13 protein-coding genes are annotated in these 21,610 nt (G+C 70.4%); 4 read left to right on the top strand and 9 right to left on the bottom strand.

Annotated elements, in window-relative coordinates; genetic code table 11:
• Positions 1–61: 61 nt before the first annotated feature.
• From AC3WON_RS15490 to AC3WON_RS15480, 3 genes are all read left to right on the top strand, one after another.
• Positions 62–667, top strand: coding sequence for a TetR/AcrR family transcriptional regulator (locus AC3WON_RS15490; RefSeq protein ID WP_041688140.1), 606 nt, complete (start codon positions 62–64; stop codon positions 665–667).
• A gap of 170 nt (positions 668–837) precedes the next feature.
• Positions 838–1,863 carry an alpha/beta fold hydrolase gene (locus AC3WON_RS15485; protein ID WP_492319583.1) on the top strand — a complete coding sequence of 342 codons (1,026 nt, stop codon included), beginning with the start codon at positions 838–840 and terminating at the stop codon, positions 1,861–1,863.
• A gap of 14 nt (positions 1,864–1,877) precedes the next feature.
• Positions 1,878–2,210 carry a DUF2917 domain-containing protein gene (locus tag AC3WON_RS15480; protein ID WP_492352185.1) on the top strand — a complete coding sequence of 111 codons (333 nt, stop codon included), beginning with the start codon at positions 1,878–1,880 and terminating at the stop codon, positions 2,208–2,210.
• A 127-nt stretch (positions 2,211–2,337) separates the two neighbouring features.
• Here AC3WON_RS15480 and AC3WON_RS15475 read toward each other — a convergent pair whose 3' ends face one another.
• The 8 genes from AC3WON_RS15475 to AC3WON_RS15440 all read right to left on the bottom strand — a co-directional run bounded on the left by AC3WON_RS15475 (position 2,338) and on the right by AC3WON_RS15440 (position 14,535).
• A complete protein-coding gene (locus AC3WON_RS15475; RefSeq protein WP_492319582.1) occupies positions 2,338–2,679 on the bottom strand; it encodes a DUF3325 domain-containing protein in 342 nt (113 codons plus the stop codon).
• The gene (locus AC3WON_RS15470) at positions 2,663–4,294 is read right to left on the bottom strand and encodes a PepSY-associated TM helix domain-containing protein (RefSeq protein WP_492352184.1); all 1,632 of its coding nucleotides are present in this window, start codon (positions 4,292–4,294) and stop codon (positions 2,663–2,665) included. Before AC3WON_RS15470 ends, AC3WON_RS15475 begins: the two co-directional genes overlap by 17 nt.
• Positions 4,291–4,614: an iron uptake protein gene (locus tag AC3WON_RS15465; RefSeq protein ID WP_492319580.1), complete on the bottom strand. Its 324-nt coding sequence runs from the start codon at positions 4,612–4,614 to the stop codon at positions 4,291–4,293. The genes AC3WON_RS15470 and AC3WON_RS15465 overlap by 4 nt, the downstream gene beginning before the upstream one ends.
• A gap of 70 nt (positions 4,615–4,684) precedes the next feature.
• Complete coding sequence (locus AC3WON_RS15460) at positions 4,685–6,739, bottom strand: TonB-dependent siderophore receptor (protein ID WP_492352183.1); 2,055 nt, start codon at positions 6,737–6,739, stop codon at positions 4,685–4,687.
• Between the two features lie 333 nt (positions 6,740–7,072).
• Positions 7,073–8,473, bottom strand: a complete 1,401-nt coding sequence (locus AC3WON_RS15455; RefSeq protein WP_492352182.1) for a lysine N(6)-hydroxylase/L-ornithine N(5)-oxygenase family protein — start codon at positions 8,471–8,473, stop codon at positions 7,073–7,075.
• A 22-nt stretch (positions 8,474–8,495) separates the two neighbouring features.
• Positions 8,496–9,596, bottom strand: a complete 1,101-nt coding sequence (locus tag AC3WON_RS15450; protein WP_492352181.1) for a GNAT family N-acetyltransferase — start codon at positions 9,594–9,596, stop codon at positions 8,496–8,498.
• A gap of 32 nt (positions 9,597–9,628) precedes the next feature.
• Complete coding sequence (locus tag AC3WON_RS15445) at positions 9,629–11,311, bottom strand: cyclic peptide export ABC transporter (protein ID WP_492319576.1); 1,683 nt, start codon at positions 11,309–11,311, stop codon at positions 9,629–9,631.
• Positions 11,308–14,535, bottom strand: coding sequence for an amino acid adenylation domain-containing protein (locus AC3WON_RS15440; RefSeq protein ID WP_492352180.1), 3,228 nt, complete (start codon positions 14,533–14,535; stop codon positions 11,308–11,310). The genes AC3WON_RS15445 and AC3WON_RS15440 overlap by 4 nt, the downstream gene beginning before the upstream one ends.
• Before the next feature lie 409 nt (positions 14,536–14,944).
• On the opposite strand from AC3WON_RS15440, the gene fhuF reads away from it, so the two are divergent.
• Entirely contained in the window at positions 14,945–15,541 is a 597-nt protein-coding gene (fhuF, locus tag AC3WON_RS15435) for a siderophore-iron reductase FhuF (protein WP_492352179.1), read from the top strand.
• A gap of 12 nt (positions 15,542–15,553) precedes the next feature.
• Here fhuF and AC3WON_RS15430 read toward each other — a convergent pair whose 3' ends face one another.
• Positions 15,554–21,580, bottom strand: coding sequence for an amino acid adenylation domain-containing protein (locus AC3WON_RS15430; RefSeq protein WP_492352178.1), 6,027 nt, complete (start codon positions 21,578–21,580; stop codon positions 15,554–15,556).
• Positions 21,581–21,610 lie beyond the last annotated feature (30 nt).

The following is a 21,610-nucleotide window of genomic DNA, read 5'->3' as shown; positions in this document are numbered from 1 at the left end:
GGGCAAATACCATGCATCTGGTTTCGTTGACAAACCGACCGGTCGTGCTATTCTCCACGCCATGCAGAAAGGACAACTCACTCGCAACGCCATCGTCGAACAGGCACTGGACACCGCTGCCAAGGTCGGCTTCGAACAATTGTCGCTGGCCACGCTGGCCGCGGACACCAATATGTCGAAGAGCGGCCTGTATGCACACTTCAAGTCCAAGGAGGTGTTGCAGCAGGCAGTGCTGGACCTGGCCGTTGAGCGCTTCGGCGAGATCGTGATCCGGCCGGCGATGCGCCAGCCGCGCGGCATGCCACGGCTGCAGGGGCTGTTCGAAGGCTACCTGGAATGGCTGGGCGGCACGGTGACGCAGGGACGTTGCCTGTTCACGGCGCTGGGCCAGGAATACCGCGACCGGCCGGGCTCGATCCGCGACCTGGTGGTGCAGTCGCTGAAGGACTGGCACAGCACGGTTGCGCGCGTGGTGGGCGACGCCATCGATGAGGGCCATTTCGGGCCGGATACTGACCCGCGGCAATTTGCATTCGAACTCTCGGGTATCGGCATGGCCTTCCAGCAGTCGTTCAAGCTGCTTGGCCGCGACGATGCCGAGACCATGGCGCGGCGCGCATTTGCGGCTCTGGTGGCCCGTGCCGCCGAAGGCGCCCGCGGCCACTGAACCACACATTGGCGCCGGCGCTATCCCGCCGGCAGGCAGCAACCGCTCCGGCGGGCTTTTTTTGTACCAAAAAAAGCACGACTGGTCGGTCGTAACAACAGCACCGAAGCCGCCGGCGGGGCCGGTGCCGATGATGCCGTGCAATCCAGAATCCATTGGAGGTGCAGGTCGTGACGCAAGCAGTCTCTTCTCCTTCCCCGGTTTCCTCATCCCCCGCCGCCGCGCCCCTGCCCGCGCGCGCCGGCAATGCGCCGCTGCGCACCGGCAAGTCCGGCGCGGTGGAGCGGGCCTTGCAGGGCTGGCAGCGGTTGCGCTGGCAGGCGGGCAGCATGGTCAGGCCCGGCGCGACAGCGCGGGCGCTGGAGCACATCTGGTTCAAGCCGCCGCGCGCCGCCGCCACATCGGCAGCACGGCGCCAGCTGGACAGTGCGCGCGCCGACTGGGCGCTGGTGACGGGCCAGGGCCCGAGCCGGCGCGTGCGCGTCTATCGCTGGGGCAGGTCCGGCCCGGTGGTGCTGCTCGCGCACGGCTGGGGCGGACATGCCGGCCAGTGGCATGCGGTTGTCGAGGGCCTGCTGGCCGCCGGCATGCGCGTGGTGGCCTTCGATGCGCTCTCGCACGGCGCCTCCGACGCCGGCGCGCGCGGCGCGGCGCAGACCTCGGTGCTGGAAATGTCGCGCTCGCTGCTCGCCGCGGCCTGGCACGCGGGGCCGGTGCACGCCGTGGTGGCGCATTCGCTCGGCGGCGCGGCCACCGCGCTGGCACTGCGCGAGGGCCTGCCCGCCCGCGCCGCCGTGCTGGTCGGATCGCCGGCCGACATGCACGCCGCGTGTGCGTCGCTGGCCTGGCAAATGGGCTTCACGCCCGGCGTGCTGGCACGCATGCAGCGCCAGAGCGAGCGCTGGCTGGGACTGCCATGGTCGGCTTTCAACGTGCCCGACGTCGGCCGCACCCGGCCGGTCCCGCCAACGCTGGTGATCCATGACCGCGACGACAAGGAAGTGCGCTGGGAAGATGGTGCAGCCATCGCCGGCGCCTGGCCCGGCGCGCAACTGGTCACGACCAGCGGCCTGGGGCATCGCCGCATCCTGCAGGATCCCGGCGTGATCCGGCACATCGCCGATTTCATCCGGCCCGGCTCAGCCCCAGCGCGCGCGGCAATCCCGCCAGCGTTGCACGGGCTGGCCGTCGACTGAACCTGGAGACCATCATGTTCCTGGTGAGCAATGACATGACCGCCACCCTGCCCGCACGCAGTTCGCTGCGGCTGGTGGCGGGCCCCGGCGAACACGTCGCCGTGCGCTGCACGGAAGGCGAACTCTGGCTGATCCGCGACGGCGACCCGAAGGATACGGCGCTGACGGCGAGCGAGAGCTTTACGTTGTCCGACAGCGGCCATATCGAGCTGTATGCCGTCACCACGGCATCGCTGCACGTAACGCGCTGCCGGCAAGGCGCCGGGCCTGCGGCGAGCGCCTGGCGGCAATGGCTGCGGCGCTTGCTGGCGCCGCCTGGGCGCGGCTATACCAGCGCAGGCCGATGATGCGGGCGGGGCTGAACGCCCCCTCGCCCTGCCAGCCCTGACGCGGGTGCGCGGTCGTGGTTGGGTGCAACTTGTGGCGGTTAATTGCGTTTTTATATGAAAAGCAGCCCCTTGCGGGGCACGTGCCTCAGATACGCAAGACAGCCAGCAGCCCGCGTGCGATCGCCTGCAGCCAGCCACGCCGCCAGGTCAGCGTGAACGACACCGCCAACGCTCCCGCCATCATCGCCAGCGCCCACAGCAACACGCCAAAGCCGGTGCGGTTGCCCGCCAGCGCGGCCACGGCGCCAAGCGCCACCAGCGCCCAGGCCGCGCAGCGCAGCCGCCGCCGGCCACTGGCGGGCAGGTCCGCGCCCTGCCCCGACAACTCGGTCCAGTGCCGCTCCGTGGCGCAGGCAAACAGCACGAAAGCGCAGTACGCGCACAGCGCCAGGCCCAGCAGCAGCAAGTGTTCAAGCGTGATTGGCACGATCCATCTCCTCTAGCGCCTGGCTGCTGGCAGCAGCGGTCCGGGCCTGGCGTGCCGCGTCGACGCGCCGCAGCCGTCGCGCCGACGCCAGCGCCAGCCCACCGGTCAGCAGCAGCACGATGTCGACGCCGGCCACGGCAAGGTGGCCGCGCGCCAGCGCCAGCGGCAACCAGTCGCCGGTGCTCAGGCCGTTGAGCACCGGCGCCGCCAGAGCCAGCGCGGCGATCGCCAGGCATTGCTGGCGCCATGGCACCAGCGTGCGGCTGCCCGGACGCATCGCCACGCGCGCATGGATCGCGGTGGCCAGCCACACCAGGAAGAACAGCCCGGCCTCGATAAACTCGCGCGACGGCAGCGTCATCGGCAGCAGCCGGTTGGCCACCATCATCGCCAGCGTGGCGATGACCAGGCCCGTGGTGGTACCCGCGGTGACCGCGGCCGCCAGCCGCACGCCCTTTTCGCCGTGGCGCGCATGGCGCTTGTCGAGCCAGTACAACTGCCCGGTAGCGATCAGCACGCACCCCGCCAGCCCGGCCAGGAAATACAGCCAGCGCAGCGGCCAGTGATCGAACGCGATGAAGTGCATGCCGGTCAGGAAGCGCTGCGTGGTCGCAGCGGGCTGCAACGGCACGTGATGCAGCAACGCACCGGTGGCGCCGTCGAAGTAGGCGGCGTCGTCGGCCAGGCTGACGCGGTCGCCCACCGAGCGGCTGACCTTGACCACGGCGTTGGCATCGCCGGGGTTCCATACCCGGATCGCGGCCGGCGCCGCCCCGCCCCAGCGTGCGCGCGCGGTCTCGACCATCGGCCCCAGCGCGGCCATCGGTGCCGCCACCCCGGCGGGCGGGCGCGAGTAGCCGGACAAGGCCTGGTCGTAGAAGGTGTTCGGCTGCTGGTACAACGCGCTGATGCCGGCCGGCATCAGGATCATGTAGACAATGCAGATCCCGGAGAACGTGATCACCGCATGGAACGGCAGCGCCAGCACGCCGGTCAGGTTGTGCAGGTCCAGCAGGCTGCGCTGCAGCTGCTTGCGCGGCCGGAACGTGAAGAAGTCGCGGAAGATGCGGACGTGGATGATCACCCCCGACACGATCGCCGCCAGCATCGCCATCGCCGCCAGGCCCACCAGCCAGTAGCCGATGTTCCAGGCACGCAGGTGCAGGTTGTAGTGCAGCGGATAGAAGAACGACGACGCGCCCAAAGTGCCCACGTCAGGCAGCAGCTCGCCGCTGCGCGGATCGGCCAGGCGGATCTGCCCGCCCGCGGCGGCATGGCGCACGCGCGCGATCATCACCGGGGTGCGCTGCTCGGGCAGCGTGACCGCCCATTCGCGCAGCGGCTTGCCGCGCGCCAGCGCCGCCACGGCGCGCGGCACCACGGTGTCGATGTCGATCGTGGGCGGCGCTGCGCCCAGGCGCGTGGCCGGCATCATCCAGCGGTCGACCTCGCGGTCGAACACCGCCACCGAGCCCATGAAGAACGCCACCATCAGCACACCGCCGAGCAGTACGCCAATCCAGGTGTGCGCCCAGGTCATGGCCTGGCGCAGGCCGCCGGCATGTGCATCGGCCTTCTGTGCGCGGGCCTTGCTATTTCGTGCGGGTCGCGTCATGCCAGCTTCTCCCCCAGCCACCACGCCACGCCGGCACCGATGGCCGCGCCGGCCACCAGCACCAGCCACACGCGCAGCAGGTGCCGCGTGACCAGCGCCCACAGCGACATCATCGGAAACAGGAGGAAGGCCAGCATCGAAAACCAGAGCACGGCCTCGCTGCGGGCCAGGCCCAGGCGCCAGCCGAGCGCGGCGCCGCCGGCGGTGATGCCCCAGACAAAGGCATAGCTGCCCGCCAGCGCGGCCAGCGCGCGGGCAGTCATGGCCAGCGCGGGCGGGAAGGCGCGGCGCGATGGCAGGGATGAGGGACTGTCGTTCATTGGAATTCTTGGCAACGCGCGGCCGGCGTGGTGGTGCAATGGCATCGCACCACCACGAAGGCCGCTGCGCTCACATCTTCATGCGCACGGTGAACATGGCCGCGCGCGGCTGGCCCCAGATGTTGCCTTCGCGCGGGTTGTTGATCCGTGAGTAGTAGCTGCGGTCGAACAGGTTGGTCAGGTTCAGGTCCGCCGACACGTGCTTGTTGAAGTCGTAGCCGATCGCCGCATCGAACGTCGCATAGCCGCCGCGGCGCAGCGTGACCGCACCAATCGGCGCGGGGAACAGCGCGGTGTTCTGCACATGGCTGACCGCGGTCATGCCGCCACCGATGCGCCAGCGGTTGAAATCGCCGGGCAGGCGGTACATCGTCCACAGCTTGAACAGGTGCCTGGGCGCAATCGCCGAGAACGGCGTGTTGACCTGGCCGGTGCGGTTCTGCAGGTCCTGCGTGACGTTGAACGTATAGCCGGCGTAGATGGTCCAGCTCGGCGTGATGCGGCCGCTGGCTTCCAGCTCGAAGCCCTGGCTCTTGGTCTCGCCCTGCGACACGAAGAACGGATTGCTCGGGTTGGTCGTGTTGATATTGTCAAGCGTGGCGCGGCCGGTCTCGCGTACCTCGAACAGTGCCAGCGAGGTGTTCAGCGCGCCCTCGAAAAATTCTCCCTTGACGCCGACCTCGTACTGCTTGCCCTTGATCGGATCGACCAGGTTGCCGCTGGCGGTCAGGTACTCATCCTGCGGCTGGAAGATCTCGGCATAGCTCGCGTAGGCCGACCAGTGCTCGGTGAAGTCGTAGATCAGCCCGGCGAACGGCGTGAACTTGGCGTTGATGTCGTCGCCCCTAGTCACGCTGGTGGTCGACGTGTACTGGCGCGCGCTGATGTCCCACCAGCTCAGCCGTCCGCCCAGCACCAGCGTCACCGGATCCGCCAGCGAGAAGCGCGCGTCGCCGTAGACGCCGTACTGCCTGGTCGTGGTGGTGATGCCTGTGCCATTGGGGGTGAAGGTTGGCTTGGCGAAGTCGCTGCGCGGGTTGAAGATGTTCACGACCTGCGAGAACGGCGAAATGGTATACCGGGGGTCGCGCCGTTCCGAATCGGAAAAATTGAAGCCGACCAGCGCCTTGTGCCGGCGCCCGAACAGCGAGAACGGCCCGTTGGCATAGAGGTCGAAGCTGGTCTGCTCCTGCGTGTAGGTCTGCTTGGCCGCGAACAGCGTGGTCGTGTTCACGCCCGGGATCACCGGCGTATAGGCATAGGCCTGCTCGCGGTTCAGGCGGTTGTTCAGGTAGCGCAGCGCACCCTTGACCTGCCAGCCGCTGTCGAACTTGTGCTCCAGCTCGGCGAAGGCCGAGGTGGTATAGAAGTGGTCGCGGTTCCAGTCCGCACCCAGGTAAGTCGAGCGCGGCACGTCGAGCAGGCTGGCCTGGCGCGTGACCGGGTTGTAGTAAGCGGGCAGCGTCCACGGCTGGCGGCCTTCCGAATCCTGGTAGCTCGCGCCGACCGTCACCAGCGTGCTGGGCGTGATGTCGTACTCGATCACGCCATAGAGCGCACTGGTGCGCATATTGGTCTTGTCGATGAACGAGTCCTTGTCCTGGAACGCGCCGGTGATGCGCGCGCGCAGCGTGCCGTCGGCATTGAGCGCGCCACCGGCATCCACCTCGGCGCGGTAGTTGTTCCACGATCCCACCGACAGCGCGCCGCCGACCTGGGTTTCTCGCGTCGGGCGCTTGCGCACCAGGTTGATCGCGCCGCCGGTCTTGCCCGCCCCGGCGAGCAGGCCCGACGGCCCCTTCAGCACTTCCACCCGCTCGATCATCGACAGGTCCGGCTGCACGGTGTTGCGCCAGTCATACTTGGTCGGCACGCCGTCCAGCATGAAGGTGTCGATCTCCAGCCCGCGCGAATAATAGATCGAACGCTCCTGGTCACGCTTCTCGACGAACACGCCGGTGGCCTGCATCATCGCGTCTTCCAGCGTGGTCAGGTTCTGCTCGCGGATGCGCTCGGCGTTGACCACGGTGACCGATTGCGGCACCTCGCGCGCGGTCAGCGGCACCTTGCTGCCAGCGGTAGTGGGCGGGTTGATGGGGTTTTCGCGGGCGCCGTTGACTGTCACCGCCGGCAGCGAAGCCTCCGGTTGCCGGGCGGTTCTGCCCGCGGGGGCCGGCTGCTCTGCCTGCGTTGCCGCCGATGCCGAACCTGTCGCGTTTTCCTGTCCGAAAGCCGACGCGCTGACCATCAGGCCAACAGCGGCCGGGATCCAGCGCATGGCGGTGCGGCACTGCACGGAGCCATGCCGTGTTGCCCGCGCGCGTTCGGTCGCGCGTCTGTTGCTGTGTTTCATTGCCTTCTTACTCCCCTGCTCGGTTGTGAAAATCCAGGCCGTGGGACCCGGCTGGCCGCCTGGTCGCGGCCGCCGGTCCTCATGTTGCTTTGTATGGGCGATACCTCAGTGCGTGCCGGCGTGCGCGACGCGCGCGGGGCGGCTGCGAGGCGGCTCGGCCTCCATGGCGCACGCCACACCCGCGCGGTTGCCCAGTACGGCGGCCGCAATCTCTTGCGCGCGCACCGCCAGCACCGACAGCAACGTGTCCGACAAGCCGTGCGTCGCTTCGCAGCAGCCCTGCAGGAATACGCCCGCCTGGCAGCCCGGCGCCATCTGCAGCCGGTAGTCGCGGTCGGCCTGGAAGCCCTTGGCGTCGTCCAGGTAGGACGCCAGCGGCGCCAGCAGCGACTGGTGCAGCTCGCGCCGGTAGCCCGTGGCGAGGATGACCGCGTCATAGCGCTGCAACTGATGCGCGCCATCGTCACGCCGCGCAATGTCCAGCCGCACGCCGTCGGCATCGGCCTCGGCATGGCGGGCCTCGCTTCCGGCCAGGAGCCGGTGGCGCACCTTGCCGGTGACCTTCTGCTGGTACAGCACCTCGTAAATGGCTTCGATCAGGTCGGTATCGACCACTGCGTAGTTGGTGTTGCCGAACTCGCGCAGCAGCTGCTCGCGCTCGGTCGTTGCCCGCGAGAACAGGTAGTCGATATAGCGCGGATTGAAGATCTCGTTGACAAAGGGGCTGTCGTCGGCCGGCTTGAGCGCCGGCGCACGGCTGACCAGGTCGACCGCAATGCCGCCTTCGCGGCCATGCAGGTCCAGGAAAATCTCGGCGGCGCTCTGGCCCGAACCGATCACTGCCACGCGCCGCACGGGCGCGGTGCGTTCCAGCCGCTCCAGCGACTCGAGGTACGAGGACGAATGGAACACCCGCGGCTGGCCGCGCAGCGGCACGAAGGCGTCCGGAATGCTGGGCGCGCCGCCGACGCTGACCACCACGTTGCGCGCGCGGCGCTCGGTCAGCGCCCCTTGCGCCGTGCGCGAGGTCACGCGCAGGCAGGCCAGCTCGCCATTGCCCCCGGCGGGCTCGGGCGCGACCGAGACCACTTCCTCGCCGTAGTGGCAGGCGTCGGCAAAATCGCCCGCCACCCAGGACAGGTAGTCGTTGAACTCGTAGCGGCTGGGATAGAAGGTGCGGGTGTTGATGAAGTCCAGCAGCCGCTCGCGCTCGTGCAGGTAGTTGATGAAGGTATAGCGGCTGGCCGGATTGCGCATCGTGACCAGGTCCTTCAGGAACGAGATCTGCATGCGGCTGTTGTCGAGCAGCATATTGCCGTGCCAGACGAAGCCCGGCTTCTTCTCGATAAAGCCGAAGCGGAACGGCGCCTGCTGCGGCAGCATCTCGCGCAGGGCCACTGCCAGCGCGAGGTTGGAAGGGCCGAAGCCGATGCCCAGCAGGTCGAGCACGGGCCCTGCACCGGCATCGGTGCCGTGGGCGGCGAAGTTGGAAGCGGAATAGAGCATGGTCTCTCCTTGCGCGGCTGGCTCAGGCCGCCAGCGCGGTCGGTTCTGCACTGGACAGCTGCGCCTGCCCGTCTTCCTGCGGCACCCACAGGCGCTCGCCGAAGAAGCGTTCGCGCAGCAGCATGACCAGCATGGCGCGCTTGTGCGGGAAGTCGAAGGCCTTGACCTTGGCAAACCCGGAACGGTCCAGGTTGCGGATCTGCTGCACGTGGTCGATGCGCGGCTCGCCCACGATGCGCTGCGTGCGCGGGTCATCCAGGAACATGTAGTGCATCAGCGACGGCAGCCAGGCGCTGATATAAGCCTTGCCACGGATCTCGCCGTCGCCGATCAGCACATGCCAGCCGCGGTCAAAGTCGCCGGCGTCGTAGTACGGGCCGATGCGGTTCTCCTTGGCCCAGTACACCTCGAAGTACGCGAACGGCTTGCCGTCCAGGCAGCCGATCAGCGGGATGGTGTGCGGGTCGGCCAGCTGCGCCGACAGGTAATCGCGATGCTTTGCCAGATCGCCTTCTTCCTCCCAGAACGCCGCCACGCGCGGATCGTTCATCCAGCCGTGGAAGCACGCCAGGTCGGCATCGAGATCGGCCACCCGCATCGAGAACACCTGGCCGAGCCACGGGATATGGCGTGCATAGACCTGGCCCGACGGCTTGGGCGCGCGCAGCGGATGGCGCCGGCCCTGGGTCATCGCGTATTGCAGCGGATAGTCGCGGCCCGAGGTGCCGGTGTGCCACAGCGCCGGCAGTTGCCAGAGCTGCTCGACGCGCGTCACCAGCTCGCCGCCGGCCGCGCGCGTGGCGCTGCCCTCGCGCAGCATTGCGTTGGCGATGGCTTCGGGCAGGTCCAGCGCGATGGCCTGCGTCGCGGGGGCGCGCGCCAGCACCGCCTCGCAGGCGGCAAAAGTGGCGGCGCGCGCCAGCGGGTGGGCCGGCTCGGCGTCGGCAAGCGCCAGCTGCGGCTGGGTGCCGGGCGTGAACTGCCAGGCCTGCAGCGGCGTGCCATCCAGGCTTAGCTGCAGCGCGGAGCCTTGCCAGCGGCTCTGCAGCATGGGGATCGTCGCGGACAACCAGGGCTGGCTCGCGATCGCGTGGGTCATCAAAGGCGCGGCATTGCTTTGCATGTGAACTGACTCCCTGTCTTTGGTGGCGCGCGTCATGCGGCGGCCTGATGGTCGGTCTGGCCGGCCGCGGCGGGGGCGGCCGCGCTGTCAGTGGCGCTGTCGGCGCGGATCACGCCGCTGTCGGCACGGATCACGCGGTCGGCCACGTGGAAATAGCGGTCGTCATGGCTGACCGCGACAATGGTCTTGCCGCTGCGCTTGAGCTCCGGCAGCAGCGATTCATAGAAGTAGGCGCGGAACACGGGATCCTGGTCGGCCGCCCATTCATCGAGCAGCAGCACCGGGCGCGCCTCGACATAAGCCGCCAGCAGCGCCAGCCGCTTGCGTTGCCCCTGCGACAGCTGCGTGGTCGACAGCAGCTCGTCGCGGATGGCGACCTTGTGGTCCATGTGCAGCCGTTTCAGGAAGGCATTGGCCACCGCGGCGTCGAAGCGCCCATCCGGGCCGACCAGCCGCGCGAACAGATGGGCGTTGGAGAACACCGTGGCGAAATGGCTGCGATACCAGGGCAGCTCGGCGGTACTCACCGGCTTGTCGCCGAGCGCTATGCTGCCGGCGCTCGGCTGGTACAGGCCCGCCAGCAGCTTCATCAGCGTCGACTTGCCGCTGCCGTTGCCGCCGACGATAAAGACGGTCTCGCCGGCGGACAGCGTCAGCGACACGGGGCCGAGGCGGAAGCCGCGCTCGTCGCCCTGGCCTGGATAGTCGTAGCGCACGTCCTGCAGCGTGATCAGCGGCGTGCCCGGCGCGGGCGGTGCAGCGGCGGTATTGGCCGAATGCAGCGCGAAATCCCCCGTGTAAGGCGCCAGGCGCAGCGTCTCGATCTTGCGCAGCGCGACGTTGCCGGTCATCAGGATCGGCAGCGTGCCGACCAGGTCGTTCAGCGGCATGCGCAGGAACATCAGCACCAGCACGAAGGCGGTGATGCGCTCGCGCCCAATACCCAGCGCATCGCCGGCGATAAAGATCGCGCACGCCAGCCCCAGGATCAGCGTCGCGGTGAACGACAGGCTCAGCACCCAGTAGCGGTCGGCGCGCACCTCATGTGCGCGCGCAAATTCCGCGGCGGGCTCGAAGTCGCGCTGGTAGAAGCTCTGCTTGCGCCAGGCATTGAGCGCCAGTTCATAGCGGCCATCAATCGCGCCCTGGTAGCCGGCGTAGAGCCGGTCGTCGGTGTCGCGCACCGCCTTCATCAGGGTGCGCATGCGCAGCACCCAGCGCTGCGCCAGCAGCACGCCTGCGCCCAGCACCGCGGCACCGAGCACGAACAGCTGCCACGACAGCCAGCCCAGGTACAGCAGCCCGCCCAGCACCAGCACGCCGTTGTAGAACACGAACGGCACGCGGTTGAAGGCCATGCCGATCGAGGCGATGTCCTTGGTCAGCGTGGCATAGACGGTCGGGCCGCCGATCGCTTCCAGGCGCTCCACGTCGGTATCGAGCACGCGCTTGAGCATGCGCAGGCGCATGTCGTACACCACGCGGTGGCCGAGCGCGGTCAGCAGCGCCTGCGAGCCGAAGCCGCAGCCGAACAGCACTGCCAGCAGGCCCAGCAGCACGCCGATGCGCCCCGCTTCGAGCGCCGCCGGCGCGGCGATCATGCGGTTGATCTCGGCAATCAGCGCGATGCCGGCGAGCGCGCTGCAGGTGCCCGCGGCCAGCGCCAGCAGCAGCAGGCCGCCGAAGCGGCGGCGCAATGAGAGGAACAGATTCACAGGGCCTCCAGCAGGTCGTTCATGAAGGCCAGGTCGGCGTCGGCATCGCGCCGGCCGGCCTGGTCGATCGCCGCGGCCATGTCGCGCAGCACGGGCGCAGCGAACAGCGCCGGCAGCGCCAGTTCGCAGGCCATCTGCTCGCGGATGCGGGTCTGCAGCCGCACCAGCAGCAGCGAATGGCCGCCCAGCAGGAAGAAGTCGTCGTCGGCCCCGGCCTGGGCCACGTCCAGCACCGCGCACCACAGCGCCGCCAGTTCGTGCTCGGTTGGCGTCGATAGCGCCGCCGGAGCGCGCGGCGCGGCCGGCTCGGGCAGCGCCTGGCGGTCGACCTTGCCGTTGGCGTTGAGCGGCAGCGCGTCGAGCCGCGTCAGGCTGGACGGCACCATGTAGCCGGGCAACTGCTCGCGCAAGCGCGCGAGGATGGCGTCGTCCGAGTCATCGCCAGCCGTGGCGGCCACGTAATACGCGCACAGCCGCGCCATCCCGTCGGGACCCTGCCGGGCCACACAGACTGCCTGGCTCACCTGCGGGCACGCGCTCAGCGCCGCCTCGACCTCGCCCGGTTCGACGCGGAAGCCGCGCACCTTGACCTGGTGGTCGCGCCGGCCGAGGAACTCGACGATGCCGTCAGCACGCTTGCGCGCCAGGTCGCCGGTCCGGTACAGCCGGTCGCCCGCCATGGCGCCCGGCGTGCCGGGCGCAAACGGGTTGGGCACGAAGGCCGCGCCGGTGCGGGCCGGATCCCCGGCATAGCCGCGCGCCAGCCCGGCGCCGCCGATGTAGAGCTCGCCGGCCACGCCCGGGGGCACCGGCTCGAGCCGCGCGTCCAGCACGTAGAGCTGGTTGTTGGCGATCGGCAGGCCGACCGGCGCGACCGCCCACGCGAGAGCGCCCTCGCCCGCCAGCGCATGCGCCGCGGACCAGACCGTGGTCTCGGTGGGACCATAGACGTTGCAGACCTGCGCGCCCCTGGCCAGCAGGGCCGCGGCCAGCTCGCGCCCCAGCGCCTCGCCGCCGCACAGCACGCGCAGCCCCTGCCATGCCGGCGAGGCTTGCGTCACCAGCATCTGCCAGGTCGCGGGCGTGGCCTGCATCACGGTGATGCCGTGTGCGGACATCAGCGCCGCCAGCCGCGCCGGGTCGCGCGCATCGTCGCGCGTGGCGATCACCACGCGGGCGCCGCTGGCCAGCGGCAGGAACAGCTCCAGCCCCGCGATATCGAAGCCGAGCGTGGTCACCGCCAGCAGCCGGTCGCTTCCATCCATCGGCACCACCGGCGTCATCGCCCGCAGGAAGTTGGCAAACGCGCCGCGCGAAATCTGCACGCCCTTGGGCGTGCCGGTCGAGCCGGAGGTGTAGAGGGTGTAGGCCAGTTGTGCCGGATGGCATTGCGCAGCCGGCTGCGTATCGGGAGCGGTGTTCCAGGGCGGCGTGTCACCGTCGACCAGCACCACCGCGCCGCTGTCGCCGAGCTCGGCGCGTGTAGCGGCGCTCGCCAAGATCAGGCGCGCACGGGCATGGCCGAGGATGTGGGCATTGCGCGCGGGCGGATGGTGGGCGTCGACCGGCAGGTAGGCGGCGCCCGCCTTCACGATGCCGAGCAGCACCGCCACCAGCGCGGGCGTGCGCGGCAGGCACACGCCGACCAGCGCCTCGGCGCCGACATCCTGCGCGGCCAGCCAGTTCGCGATGCGGTTGGCGGTCGCTTCCAGCCCGGCATAGGTCAGGCTCGATTCGCCGTCCGTCACCGCGATGGCATCGGGCGTGGCCGCGGCGGCGCGCGCGATCCGTGCGACTACGTCGTCGGCCGGGTCGAGTGCGAGGCCGGTGTCGTTGCCGTCGGCCAGCGTCCGGGCCTGCTCGCTTTCATCCATCAGGGACAGTGCTTCGAGCGGTGTCTCGGGCGCGGCCAGCATCGCGCCGAGCAGGTGTTCATAGTGCCGCGCCATCCGCTGTGCCGTGGCCGCGGTGAATAGCGTGGCGTCGTATTCCAGCGTGGCGGACACGCGCGTGGCGCTGGCGTGCAGGTCGAGCGTGACGTCGAACTTGGCGCTGTCGTCGGGCACCGGCAGTGCGCTCGCCTGCAGGCCGGGCAGCGTGAAGGCGGCGGGCTCGCCCATCTGCAGGTTGAACATCGCCTGGAACACCGGCGTGCGGCTGGGGTCGCGCGACGGCGCCAGCCTGTCGACCAGCAGTTCGAACGGCAGGTCGGCGTGGTCCAGCGCGGCGCGGGCATCGTCGCGGACCTGCTGGCACAGCGCGTGGCCGCTCAGGCCGGGCGTCAGCCGAGCGCGATAGACCTGGGTATTGATGAAGCAGCCGACCAGTTCGTCCAGCTCTTCATGCGTGCGGGCTGCGTTGGGCACGCCCACGGCAAAGTCGGACTGGCCGCTGTAGCGCGCCAGCAGCGCCTGCCATGCGGCCAGCAGCACGGCGAACGGCGTGAGCCGGCCACCCCGACCCGTGCCACCAGCGCAGTAGCTGCGCAGCGCTGCCACCACGTCGTCCGACAGCGTCCAGCGGACGCGCCCGCCCTTGCCTGCCGGCCGCGCCGGGCGCGGGGCATCGAGCGGCAGTTCCAGCGCGGGAATGCCAGTGCCCAGGCGGTCCGCGCAGCGTGCCAGCGCGGCATCGAGCGCAGGGCCATCGAGACGCTCGCGCTGCCAGGCCGCGTAGTCGGCATACTGCACCGGCAGCGGCGTCCAGCCCGGCTCGCTGCCATTGGCGGCCGCGCCATAGGCCCGCGCGAGGTCGCGCGCCAGGATCGGGTTGGACCAGCCGTCCGAGACGATGTGGTGCATGGCCAGCACCAGCACGTGGGCGCCATCCTCCAGCCGGGCGACGGTGACGTGGAAAGGCGCGGCGGCGTGCAGGTCGAATACACGCGCCGACTCGCGGCGCAGCAGCCCATCGAGCTCGCCTGCGGGCAAGTCGATCCATTGCACGGCCGGCGGCGCGTCGTCGACGATCTGCCGGGGCTCGCCGTCACCGGTCGAGAAACGGGTACGCAGTACCGCATGGCGCGCGGTCACCTGCGCCAGCGCGTGCTCCAGCGCCGGGGCCGACAGCGGGCCCTGCAGGCGCCAGGCGCGCACCAGGTTGTACGCGATGCTGTCCGGCGCGTAGCGCTGCAGGAACCACAGGCGCTGCTGCGCGAACGACAGCGGCGCGGGGCCTTGCGAGGCGCGCACGCGGATCGTCAGGTCGGGCATAGGCTGCGTCATTGGGTCTCCTCGGGAGCCGCGAGGCAGTCATTGCTGGCCTGGCTGCCACCGCGCGCACGGCCTTGCCGCGCGAACGGCAAGGCCAGGATCGCCCCGCAGCCGCGGCCATGCCGCGACTGACTGGCAAGGGGGCGCCCGGGTGCGACATTGTCTTTACAAAGCGAATTGCGAATATACCTGATAATCATTCTCATTTTCAACCAAGAAAAGGCGTTGACTGCATATCCGCAACGCCGTACGGGGCTGCCTCTTGTTTCCGTTACCGATCCTGCTTGCACTGTTTCCCGAGCCGCTGCGTCACTACGCCGAGGCCATACGCATCGGCCCCACGACGTCCGATGACGTCATGCCCGCCGCGCTCATGTCCGCGCCGGCGGGCCGCGCCCCACTGCGGCAGGCGCTTCACGCCATGGCCGTCCACTACGGTGGCGACGATGCGCGCGTGGCCGGCTCGGTCTGGGCGCGGCATTGCTTCTCCGCGCTGCTGCCCGGCACGGTGGCCGCCGCTGCGCTGGCGCACCACGTACTGCCCTTGCGCGACGCGGCCGTCCGGCCCGATCGGCATGGCCGCGCCGTGACGCTGCTGCTGCCACATTTCGGCCAGACGTTGCCCGGCGCGCCGCCGCAGCAGCGCTACGGCGCCCTGCTGGACGATCTGCTGGCGCCGCTGGTCGATGCGCTGGCAGCGGCCAGCGGCGCGTCGCCGCGCCTGCTGTGGGCCAATGCCGGCGCTGTCGTCGCCGAGGTATTGCGCCACGCGCCCGCCCTGCTGCAGCCGGGCATGCCGGCCACGGACGCCACGCTGGCGGCCGACGCCGCCTGGCTGATGGACACCCGCACCCGCCCAGACGGCCGCGACAACCCGCTGCATGCGCCGATGCGCGCGCACCGCGTGACGCAGGACGGCACCACCACCACGCTGTGGCTGCGCCGGCTGTGTTGCCTGCGCTACCGCTTGCCGGCCTTCACGCTGTGCGGCGACTGCCCGCGCCGCCTGCTGCGGTAAAGCCGTCGGCACCTAGGCCGCCAGCTCGCTGGCGCTGCCGTGCTCGACGCGCACCGGCACTTCGCCCAGCGTGGCGCCGGCCAGCGCCGGCAGCGCCAGCAGGATCGCCACGCACTGCCGGGTCAGTTCCTCCGCCGCGCTGTCGTCGAGCGCCGCCGTGTCGTACTCCACGCGCAGCGTCAGCGTTTCACGCGGGATCACGATGGCCGTTACCGGATAGCTCATCTGTCCGCGGTTATCGACATCGCTGAAGCGCAGCGCGCCGCGCTGGGTTTCCCGCAGCGTGCTGTCGACCGGGTAGTTCTCGTAGATCAGCATGGTGTCGAACGGCGCGTGCGCGGCATCGTCGCTGCCGGCCGCCCAGCTCTGCAGCCACGCCGGCGGCGCATGCTCGGTCTCGCGCAGCGCCAGGTTGTCGGCCTGCAGCGCCGGCAGCCAGTCGGCCACGCGCAGCGAGTCGGGCAGCGCCTGCACCAGCGGCAAGGTACTCGCGAGCAAGCCCATGATGTCTTCGATGCCGGGCAGCTCCGCCGAACGGCCCGAGCCCACCACGGCCATCCCCACCGTGCGCGCACCGGTGGCCTGGCGCAGCGCCAGCATCCATGCTGCCTGCACCAGCGTGTTGACGGTGACGTGCTGGCGGCTGGCGAAAGCGGCCAGCGTGCGCAGCGCATCGGCCTGCACCACGTGTTCCACCGCGCGGATCTGCTGACCGCGCTGTGCCGGCGCAACCTCGCGCGTGATGCGCACCGGTTGGCGTGCCAGCGGCGCCAGACGCTCGCGCCAGCGTTGTTCAGGATCGGCGCCCGACTGCGCCTGCTGCCACGCCACGTAGCGGCGCAGCGACACCGCGGGCTGGGCCGGCTGCTCGCCGTCGTAGCCGCGCAGCACCTCGCCCAGCAGGCGCGACATGCTCCAGCCGTCCAGCAGCAGGTGATGCCAGGTCCAGAGGAAGCGCCAGCTGTGGTCGCCGATGCGCACCAGCGTCAGCCGCATCAGCGGCGCCTGGCCCAGGTCGAAGCCCTCGCGGAACTCGGCCTCGCACAGCGCCTGCCATTGGGCATCGTCGGCGGCCGCGGCAGGGCGATGGCTGCGTTCGCGCCAGTCGTGGTGCCTGACCGGCAGCGTGGCCTGCGTGGGCACCACCAGCAGCGGCTCGGCCTCCATGCCCGCGCCCGCTTGCAGCCACGCCACCCGGGCCCGCAGCACCGGATGCCGCCGCACCGCGTCCTGCCATGCCGCGACCATGCGCTCCACATCGAGCCCGTCCATGGTGGCCTGCACCTGCACGGTGTAGGCCGGCGAGCCGGGATGCCGCGCGCCGTGCCGGATCATGCCGCGCTGCATCGGCGTGGGCCGCCAGATGTCCTCGATCTCGTCGGCACGCAGCGCGAGCGCATCCAGTTGCTGCTGCAACAGCCCGCTGGCCGGCACATCGGAGGGCGTCAGCCGGGCCACGGACTGCGCCACGCAATGCCCGACCACCTCGCGCAGCGACTGCGCGATGCGCGCCATCAGCGCTTCGATGGTGGCCTCGCGGAACTGTGCGCCGCTGTAGGTGCAGCGGAACTGCAGGCGGCCGCCCTGGACCCGGCCATCGAACGCCAGCGGCGCCGGCAAGGGGATGTCGTCGGAGACGCCGCAGCCGGTATCCTCCGCGGCGGCCTGCCAGCCGCGTTCCCCAAGGCTGCTGTCGAACTGGCCGAGGTAGTTGAACAGCACCTGCGGCGCGCACGGCGGCAGCGCCGCTGGCGCGAGAGCGCTGAGCACGCCGTACCCAAGCCCTTGGCGCGGCACCGCGCGCAGCGCTTCCTTGACCCCGGCGATGGTGTCGCCGACGTCCGCAACGCTCGCCAGCCGGACCGGCCAGACGCTGGTGAACCAGCCCACCGTGCGGCTGAGATCGAGCGCGCTGCCGGCCGCCTCGGCTTCGCGGCCGTGGCCTTCCACGTGGATGCGGATGTCGTCGCGGCCAGCAAAGGCGCACAGCGCGCGCGCGAATCCCGCCAGCAGCAGGTCGTTGACGCCGGTGCGGTAGGCGGCATGCGCCCGCCGCAGCAAGGCGTCGGTCGTGGCCACGTCCAAAGCAAAGCTTGCCGTGCGCGGGCGCGCCGGTTCACCGCCCGGACCATCGCATGGCAATGACATCTGGTCGCGCGTGACGGTGCGCCAGTATTCGGCCTCGGGCGCGAACACGTCGCGCGCCGGCCCTGCGAGCGTGCGGCTCCATGCGGCATAGCTGGCGCCCACGGGCGCCAGCGCTGCCACCTGTCCCGCCAGCCGTGCGGCGTAGGCGGCTTGCAGGTCTTCCAGCACGATGCGCCAGGACACGCCGTCGACCACCAGATGGTGGCAGACCAAGAACAGCCGCTCGCTGCCATTGGCGACGCGCAGGTGCAGCGCACGCAGCAGCGGCCCGCGGGCGATGTCCAGCCGGTCCTGCTCTGCATCGCAGACAGCGGTGATTGCCGCGGCGTCCGGCACGTCGATGGCCGTCAGTGCGACCGCGTCCCGGGCTTCAGCGGCGGCCTGCTGGCGCCAGCCTTCGTCGGTGCGTGTGAAGTGGTAGCGCAGTGCGGCATGGTGGCCGATGACGTCCTGCAGCGCGGCCTGCAATGCCGGTGCGTCGATGGCCGACTGCGGGCGCAGCAGCACCGACTGGTTGAAGCGGTTGCGGCTGGCCTCGGCCAGCGGCTGCCCGAGAAAGGCCGCCTGCACCGGCGTCAGCGGCGCCGCGCCAGCGTCATCGTTGGCCGCATCCTGCGCCGTGCCACCCACGCGCTCCGCCACCCGCGCCAGCGCGGCCACCGTCTGGTGCTCGAATACCTGGCGCGGCGTCAGCCGCCAGCCCTGCAAACGGGCGCGCGCGACGATCTGCAGGCTCAGGATGGAATCGCCGCCGAGCGAGAAGAAGTTGTCATGCAGGCCCACCTGCGCGATGCCGAGCACGTCTGCCCAGACGGCCGCCAGCATCCGCTCCGCCGCTGACACCGGCGCGGTGTAGGCGGTCTCGGCCTGCCACTGCGGTTCCGGCAGCGCGCGCCGGTCCAGTTTGCCGTTGGGCGTGACCGGGAGGCTGTCGAGCTGCAGGATCGCGGCCGGCACCATGTAATCGGGCAAGGCCGCCGCGAGCGCCGCGCGCAGGGCCTCGCACGATACCGCGCGCTGCTGCGCCACGACGTAGCCGACCAGCCGCGTGCCGGCGGACGTCTGGTGCGGCAGCACCACCACTTGCCGAACGCCGGGCTGCGCCAACAGGTGCGCCTCGATCTCGCCCAGTTCGATGCGGAAGCCGCGGATCTTCACCTGGTGGTCCTGCCGGCCGAGGTATTCGATGCAGCCTTCGGGCTGCCAGCGCACCAGGTCGCCGGTGCGGTAGAGCCGTCCGCCGGGCGCGCCGAAAGGATCGGGAATGAAGCGGTCGGCCGTCATGCCCGCCCGGCCCAGGTAGCCGCGTGCCAGCCCTTCGCCGCCGAGATAGAGTTCGCCCGGCACACCTACCGGCACCGGTTCGAGCCGGCTGTCCAGCACGTACGCGCTGCGCGCGCCGACCGGCCGGCCGATCGGCGCATAGGCGCCGGTGACCTGGGCTTCCGCGTCGGCGGCCCTTGCCTTCCACACCAGCGGTGTCACCACCGTTTCGGTCGGGCCATAGCCGTTGATGATGTGCTGCGGCCGCAGCGCCTGCGTCAGGCGGGCCACGCCCGCGCGGGGCATGGCTTCGCCACCGAAGGAATAAAGCCACAACGGCGGCGGATCGCCCTGCGATTCGGCCCAGGCGGCGAGCTGGTGCAGGTAGCGCGGCGGAAAGCCCGCGTGCGTGACCGCATGGCGTCGCAGCGCCGCGTAGGTCTGCTCCACGCTCCACAGCGTGTCGTCGCGCAGCACGATGCTGGCGCCGCTGGCCAGCGGCACCATCCAGCGCTCGTGCGCGCCGTCGAAGCTGAACGACAGGAAATGCAGCTCGCGGCTGGCGGCCGTGATGTCGTAGCACTCGGCGGTGGTGACCACGTGCATTGCCAGCGGGCCGTGCGCCACCGCGACGCCCTTGGGCTTGCCGGTCGAGCCGGAGGTGTAGATGACGTAGGCAAGCTGCGCCGGGTGTACGGCAATTTCGGGATCGTGTTCGAGGAAGGATGCGTCGGCGTCGTCATCGACCAGCAGCACTGTCATGCCTTCGGCTACCGGGAAGGCATCGCGCAGCGCGCGCTCGGTGAGCAACAACTGCGGCGCGGCGTCCTCCTGCATGTCCAGCAGGCGCCGCGCCGGATAGGTGGGATCGAAGGGCACGAAGCAGCCGCCAGCCTTCAGCACCGCCAGCAGCGCCACGATCATGCGCGGCGAACGGCCCAGCGCCACGCCGACGCGGCTCTCGGCGCCAATGCCCTGCGCGATCAGCCGGTGCGCGAGCCGGTTGGCCTGGCGATCCAACTCGCCGTAGCTGAGCGTGGCATCGCCGAACAGCACGGCCGGGGCCTCGGGCGCGCGGCGGGCGTGGGCCGCCACCTGTGCGTGCACCGGCACGAACAGTGGTGCTACGCAGCCAGGTTCGCTCCAGCGCGCCAGCGCGTCGCGCTCGGCGTCGCCCAGTAACACAGCCGCGGCGGGTGTCGTGGCGGGATCGGCGGCGAACGCCTGCAGCAGGCGCGCATAGTGCCCCGCCATGCGCGCCACGGTGGCGGCATCGAACAGATCGGCGGCATAGGCGATCCGGCCGCAAAGGCTCCCATCGGGCAGCTCGGTGGTGGCCAGGCTGAGTTCGAAACGCGCGGTCGTCACCGGCAATTCCAGCGGCGTGACGCGCAGCCCCTTCAGTTGCGGCACCGCCGCCGCGCCGGCGGTGCGATGGTCGAAGGTGACGTTGAACAGCGCCGGCTGCGCCAGGCTGCGGCCGGGCTGAAGCGCCTCCACCAGCAGGTCGAACGGCAGCGCCTGGTGCTCCTGGTCCGCCGCCGCCTGCCGTGCCAGCCGGGACAGCAGCTCGGCAAACGGCTCGTCTGGCGCCACCTCGGCGCGCATCACCTGCATGTTGACGAAGCAGCCGACCAGCGCCTCGGTTTCGCTGCGTTGCCGGTTGGCCACCGGCACGCCGATGCAGACGTCGGCCTGTCCGGTGTAGCGGTTCAACAAGACCGCATAGGCGGCCAGCAGCGCCATGTTGAGCGTGGCCTGATGCGCGCCGGCGAGCGTGCGCAGCGCCGCGGCCACGTCGGCCGGAATGACGAAGGTGTGCTCGGCGCCCGCGCCGGTACGCGCCGCGCGGCGTGGCCGGTCGGCCGGCAGATCGAGTGCGGCGCCGGGCGCATCGCCCAGGCGGTCGCGCCAGTAGCGGAGCTGGCGCTCGGCTTCGCCGGCTTCCATCCAGTTGCGCTGCCAAGCGGCGTAGTCAGCGTACTGCACCGGCAGCTGTGGCAGTTCGGGCTGCATGTCGGCAGCTTCGGCGGCGTAGCAGGCGGCCAGTTCCGCGACCAGGCGCACGATCGAGGCGCCGTCGGCGACGATGTGGTGCAGCACTACTACCAGCACATGGGACTGGACGCTCTCGCGGATCAGCGCGACGCGCCACAGCGGTCCTGCGGCGAGATCGAACGGCGCGTGGACAATGCCGTCGATGGTGGTGTCCAGGCCGGTGGTATCGGCTTCCATCTCGACGAATGGCGGCGGCAGGCTGTCGTGCACCTGCTGGCGCGCCACGCCGGCAGCGTCGGTTGGATAGGTGGTGCGCAGCACCTCATGGCGCGCACCGATGCGATCGAACGCACGGCGCAGTGCTGCGACGTCGAGCGCCCCTTCGAGCCGGTATGCGCCCGGCATGTGATAGGCGGTGCCGGCCGGATCGAGCTGCTGCAGGAACCACAGGCGGTGCTGCGCGTACGACAGCGGCAGCGCTTCGCTGCGCGGCGCCGGCACGATCGGCAGCGTGGAGAAGGCCACGCCTTTGTCGTGCAGCGCGGCCAGGAACGCCGCGCGCTGCGCTGGCGCCAGCCGGGCAAAGCGCGCGGCGACCTGCGCGTGCGCGGTATTCAATGCATCTGACATGGGAGCGGTATCACGGTCAATGGATATCGG

Source organism: Cupriavidus sp. FW305-46 (assembly GCF_058787075.1).
Note: the sequence above shows the minus strand (reverse complement) of the source record. Positions and strands in the feature narration are given on the sequence as shown.

What these genes read in the sequence shown, in the direction of transcription:
- AC3WON_RS15490 (WP_041688140.1), top strand. Translation starts at nt 62, where the DNA reads ATGCAGAAAGGACAACTCACTCGCAACGCCATCGTCGAACAGGCACTG.
- AC3WON_RS15480 (WP_492352185.1), top strand. Translation starts at nt 1,878, where the DNA reads ATGTTCCTGGTGAGCAATGACATGACCGCCACCCTGCCCGCACGCAGT.
- AC3WON_RS15470 (WP_492352184.1), bottom strand. Translation starts at nt 4,294, where the DNA reads ATGACGCGACCCGCACGAAATAGCAAGGCCCGCGCACAGAAGGCCGAT.
- AC3WON_RS15465 (WP_492319580.1), bottom strand. Translation starts at nt 4,614, where the DNA reads ATGAACGACAGTCCCTCATCCCTGCCATCGCGCCGCGCCTTCCCGCCC.
- AC3WON_RS15455 (WP_492352182.1), bottom strand. Translation starts at nt 8,473, where the DNA reads ATGCTCTATTCCGCTTCCAACTTCGCCGCCCACGGCACCGATGCCGGT.
- AC3WON_RS15450 (WP_492352181.1), bottom strand. Translation starts at nt 9,596, where the DNA reads ATGCAAAGCAATGCCGCGCCTTTGATGACCCACGCGATCGCGAGCCAG.
- AC3WON_RS15440 (WP_492352180.1), bottom strand. Translation starts at nt 14,535, where the DNA reads ATGACGCAGCCTATGCCCGACCTGACGATCCGCGTGCGCGCCTCGCAA.
- fhuF (WP_492352179.1), top strand. Translation starts at nt 14,945, where the DNA reads ATGGCCGTCCACTACGGTGGCGACGATGCGCGCGTGGCCGGCTCGGTC.
- AC3WON_RS15430 (WP_492352178.1), bottom strand. Translation starts at nt 21,580, where the DNA reads ATGTCAGATGCATTGAATACCGCGCACGCGCAGGTCGCCGCGCGCTTT.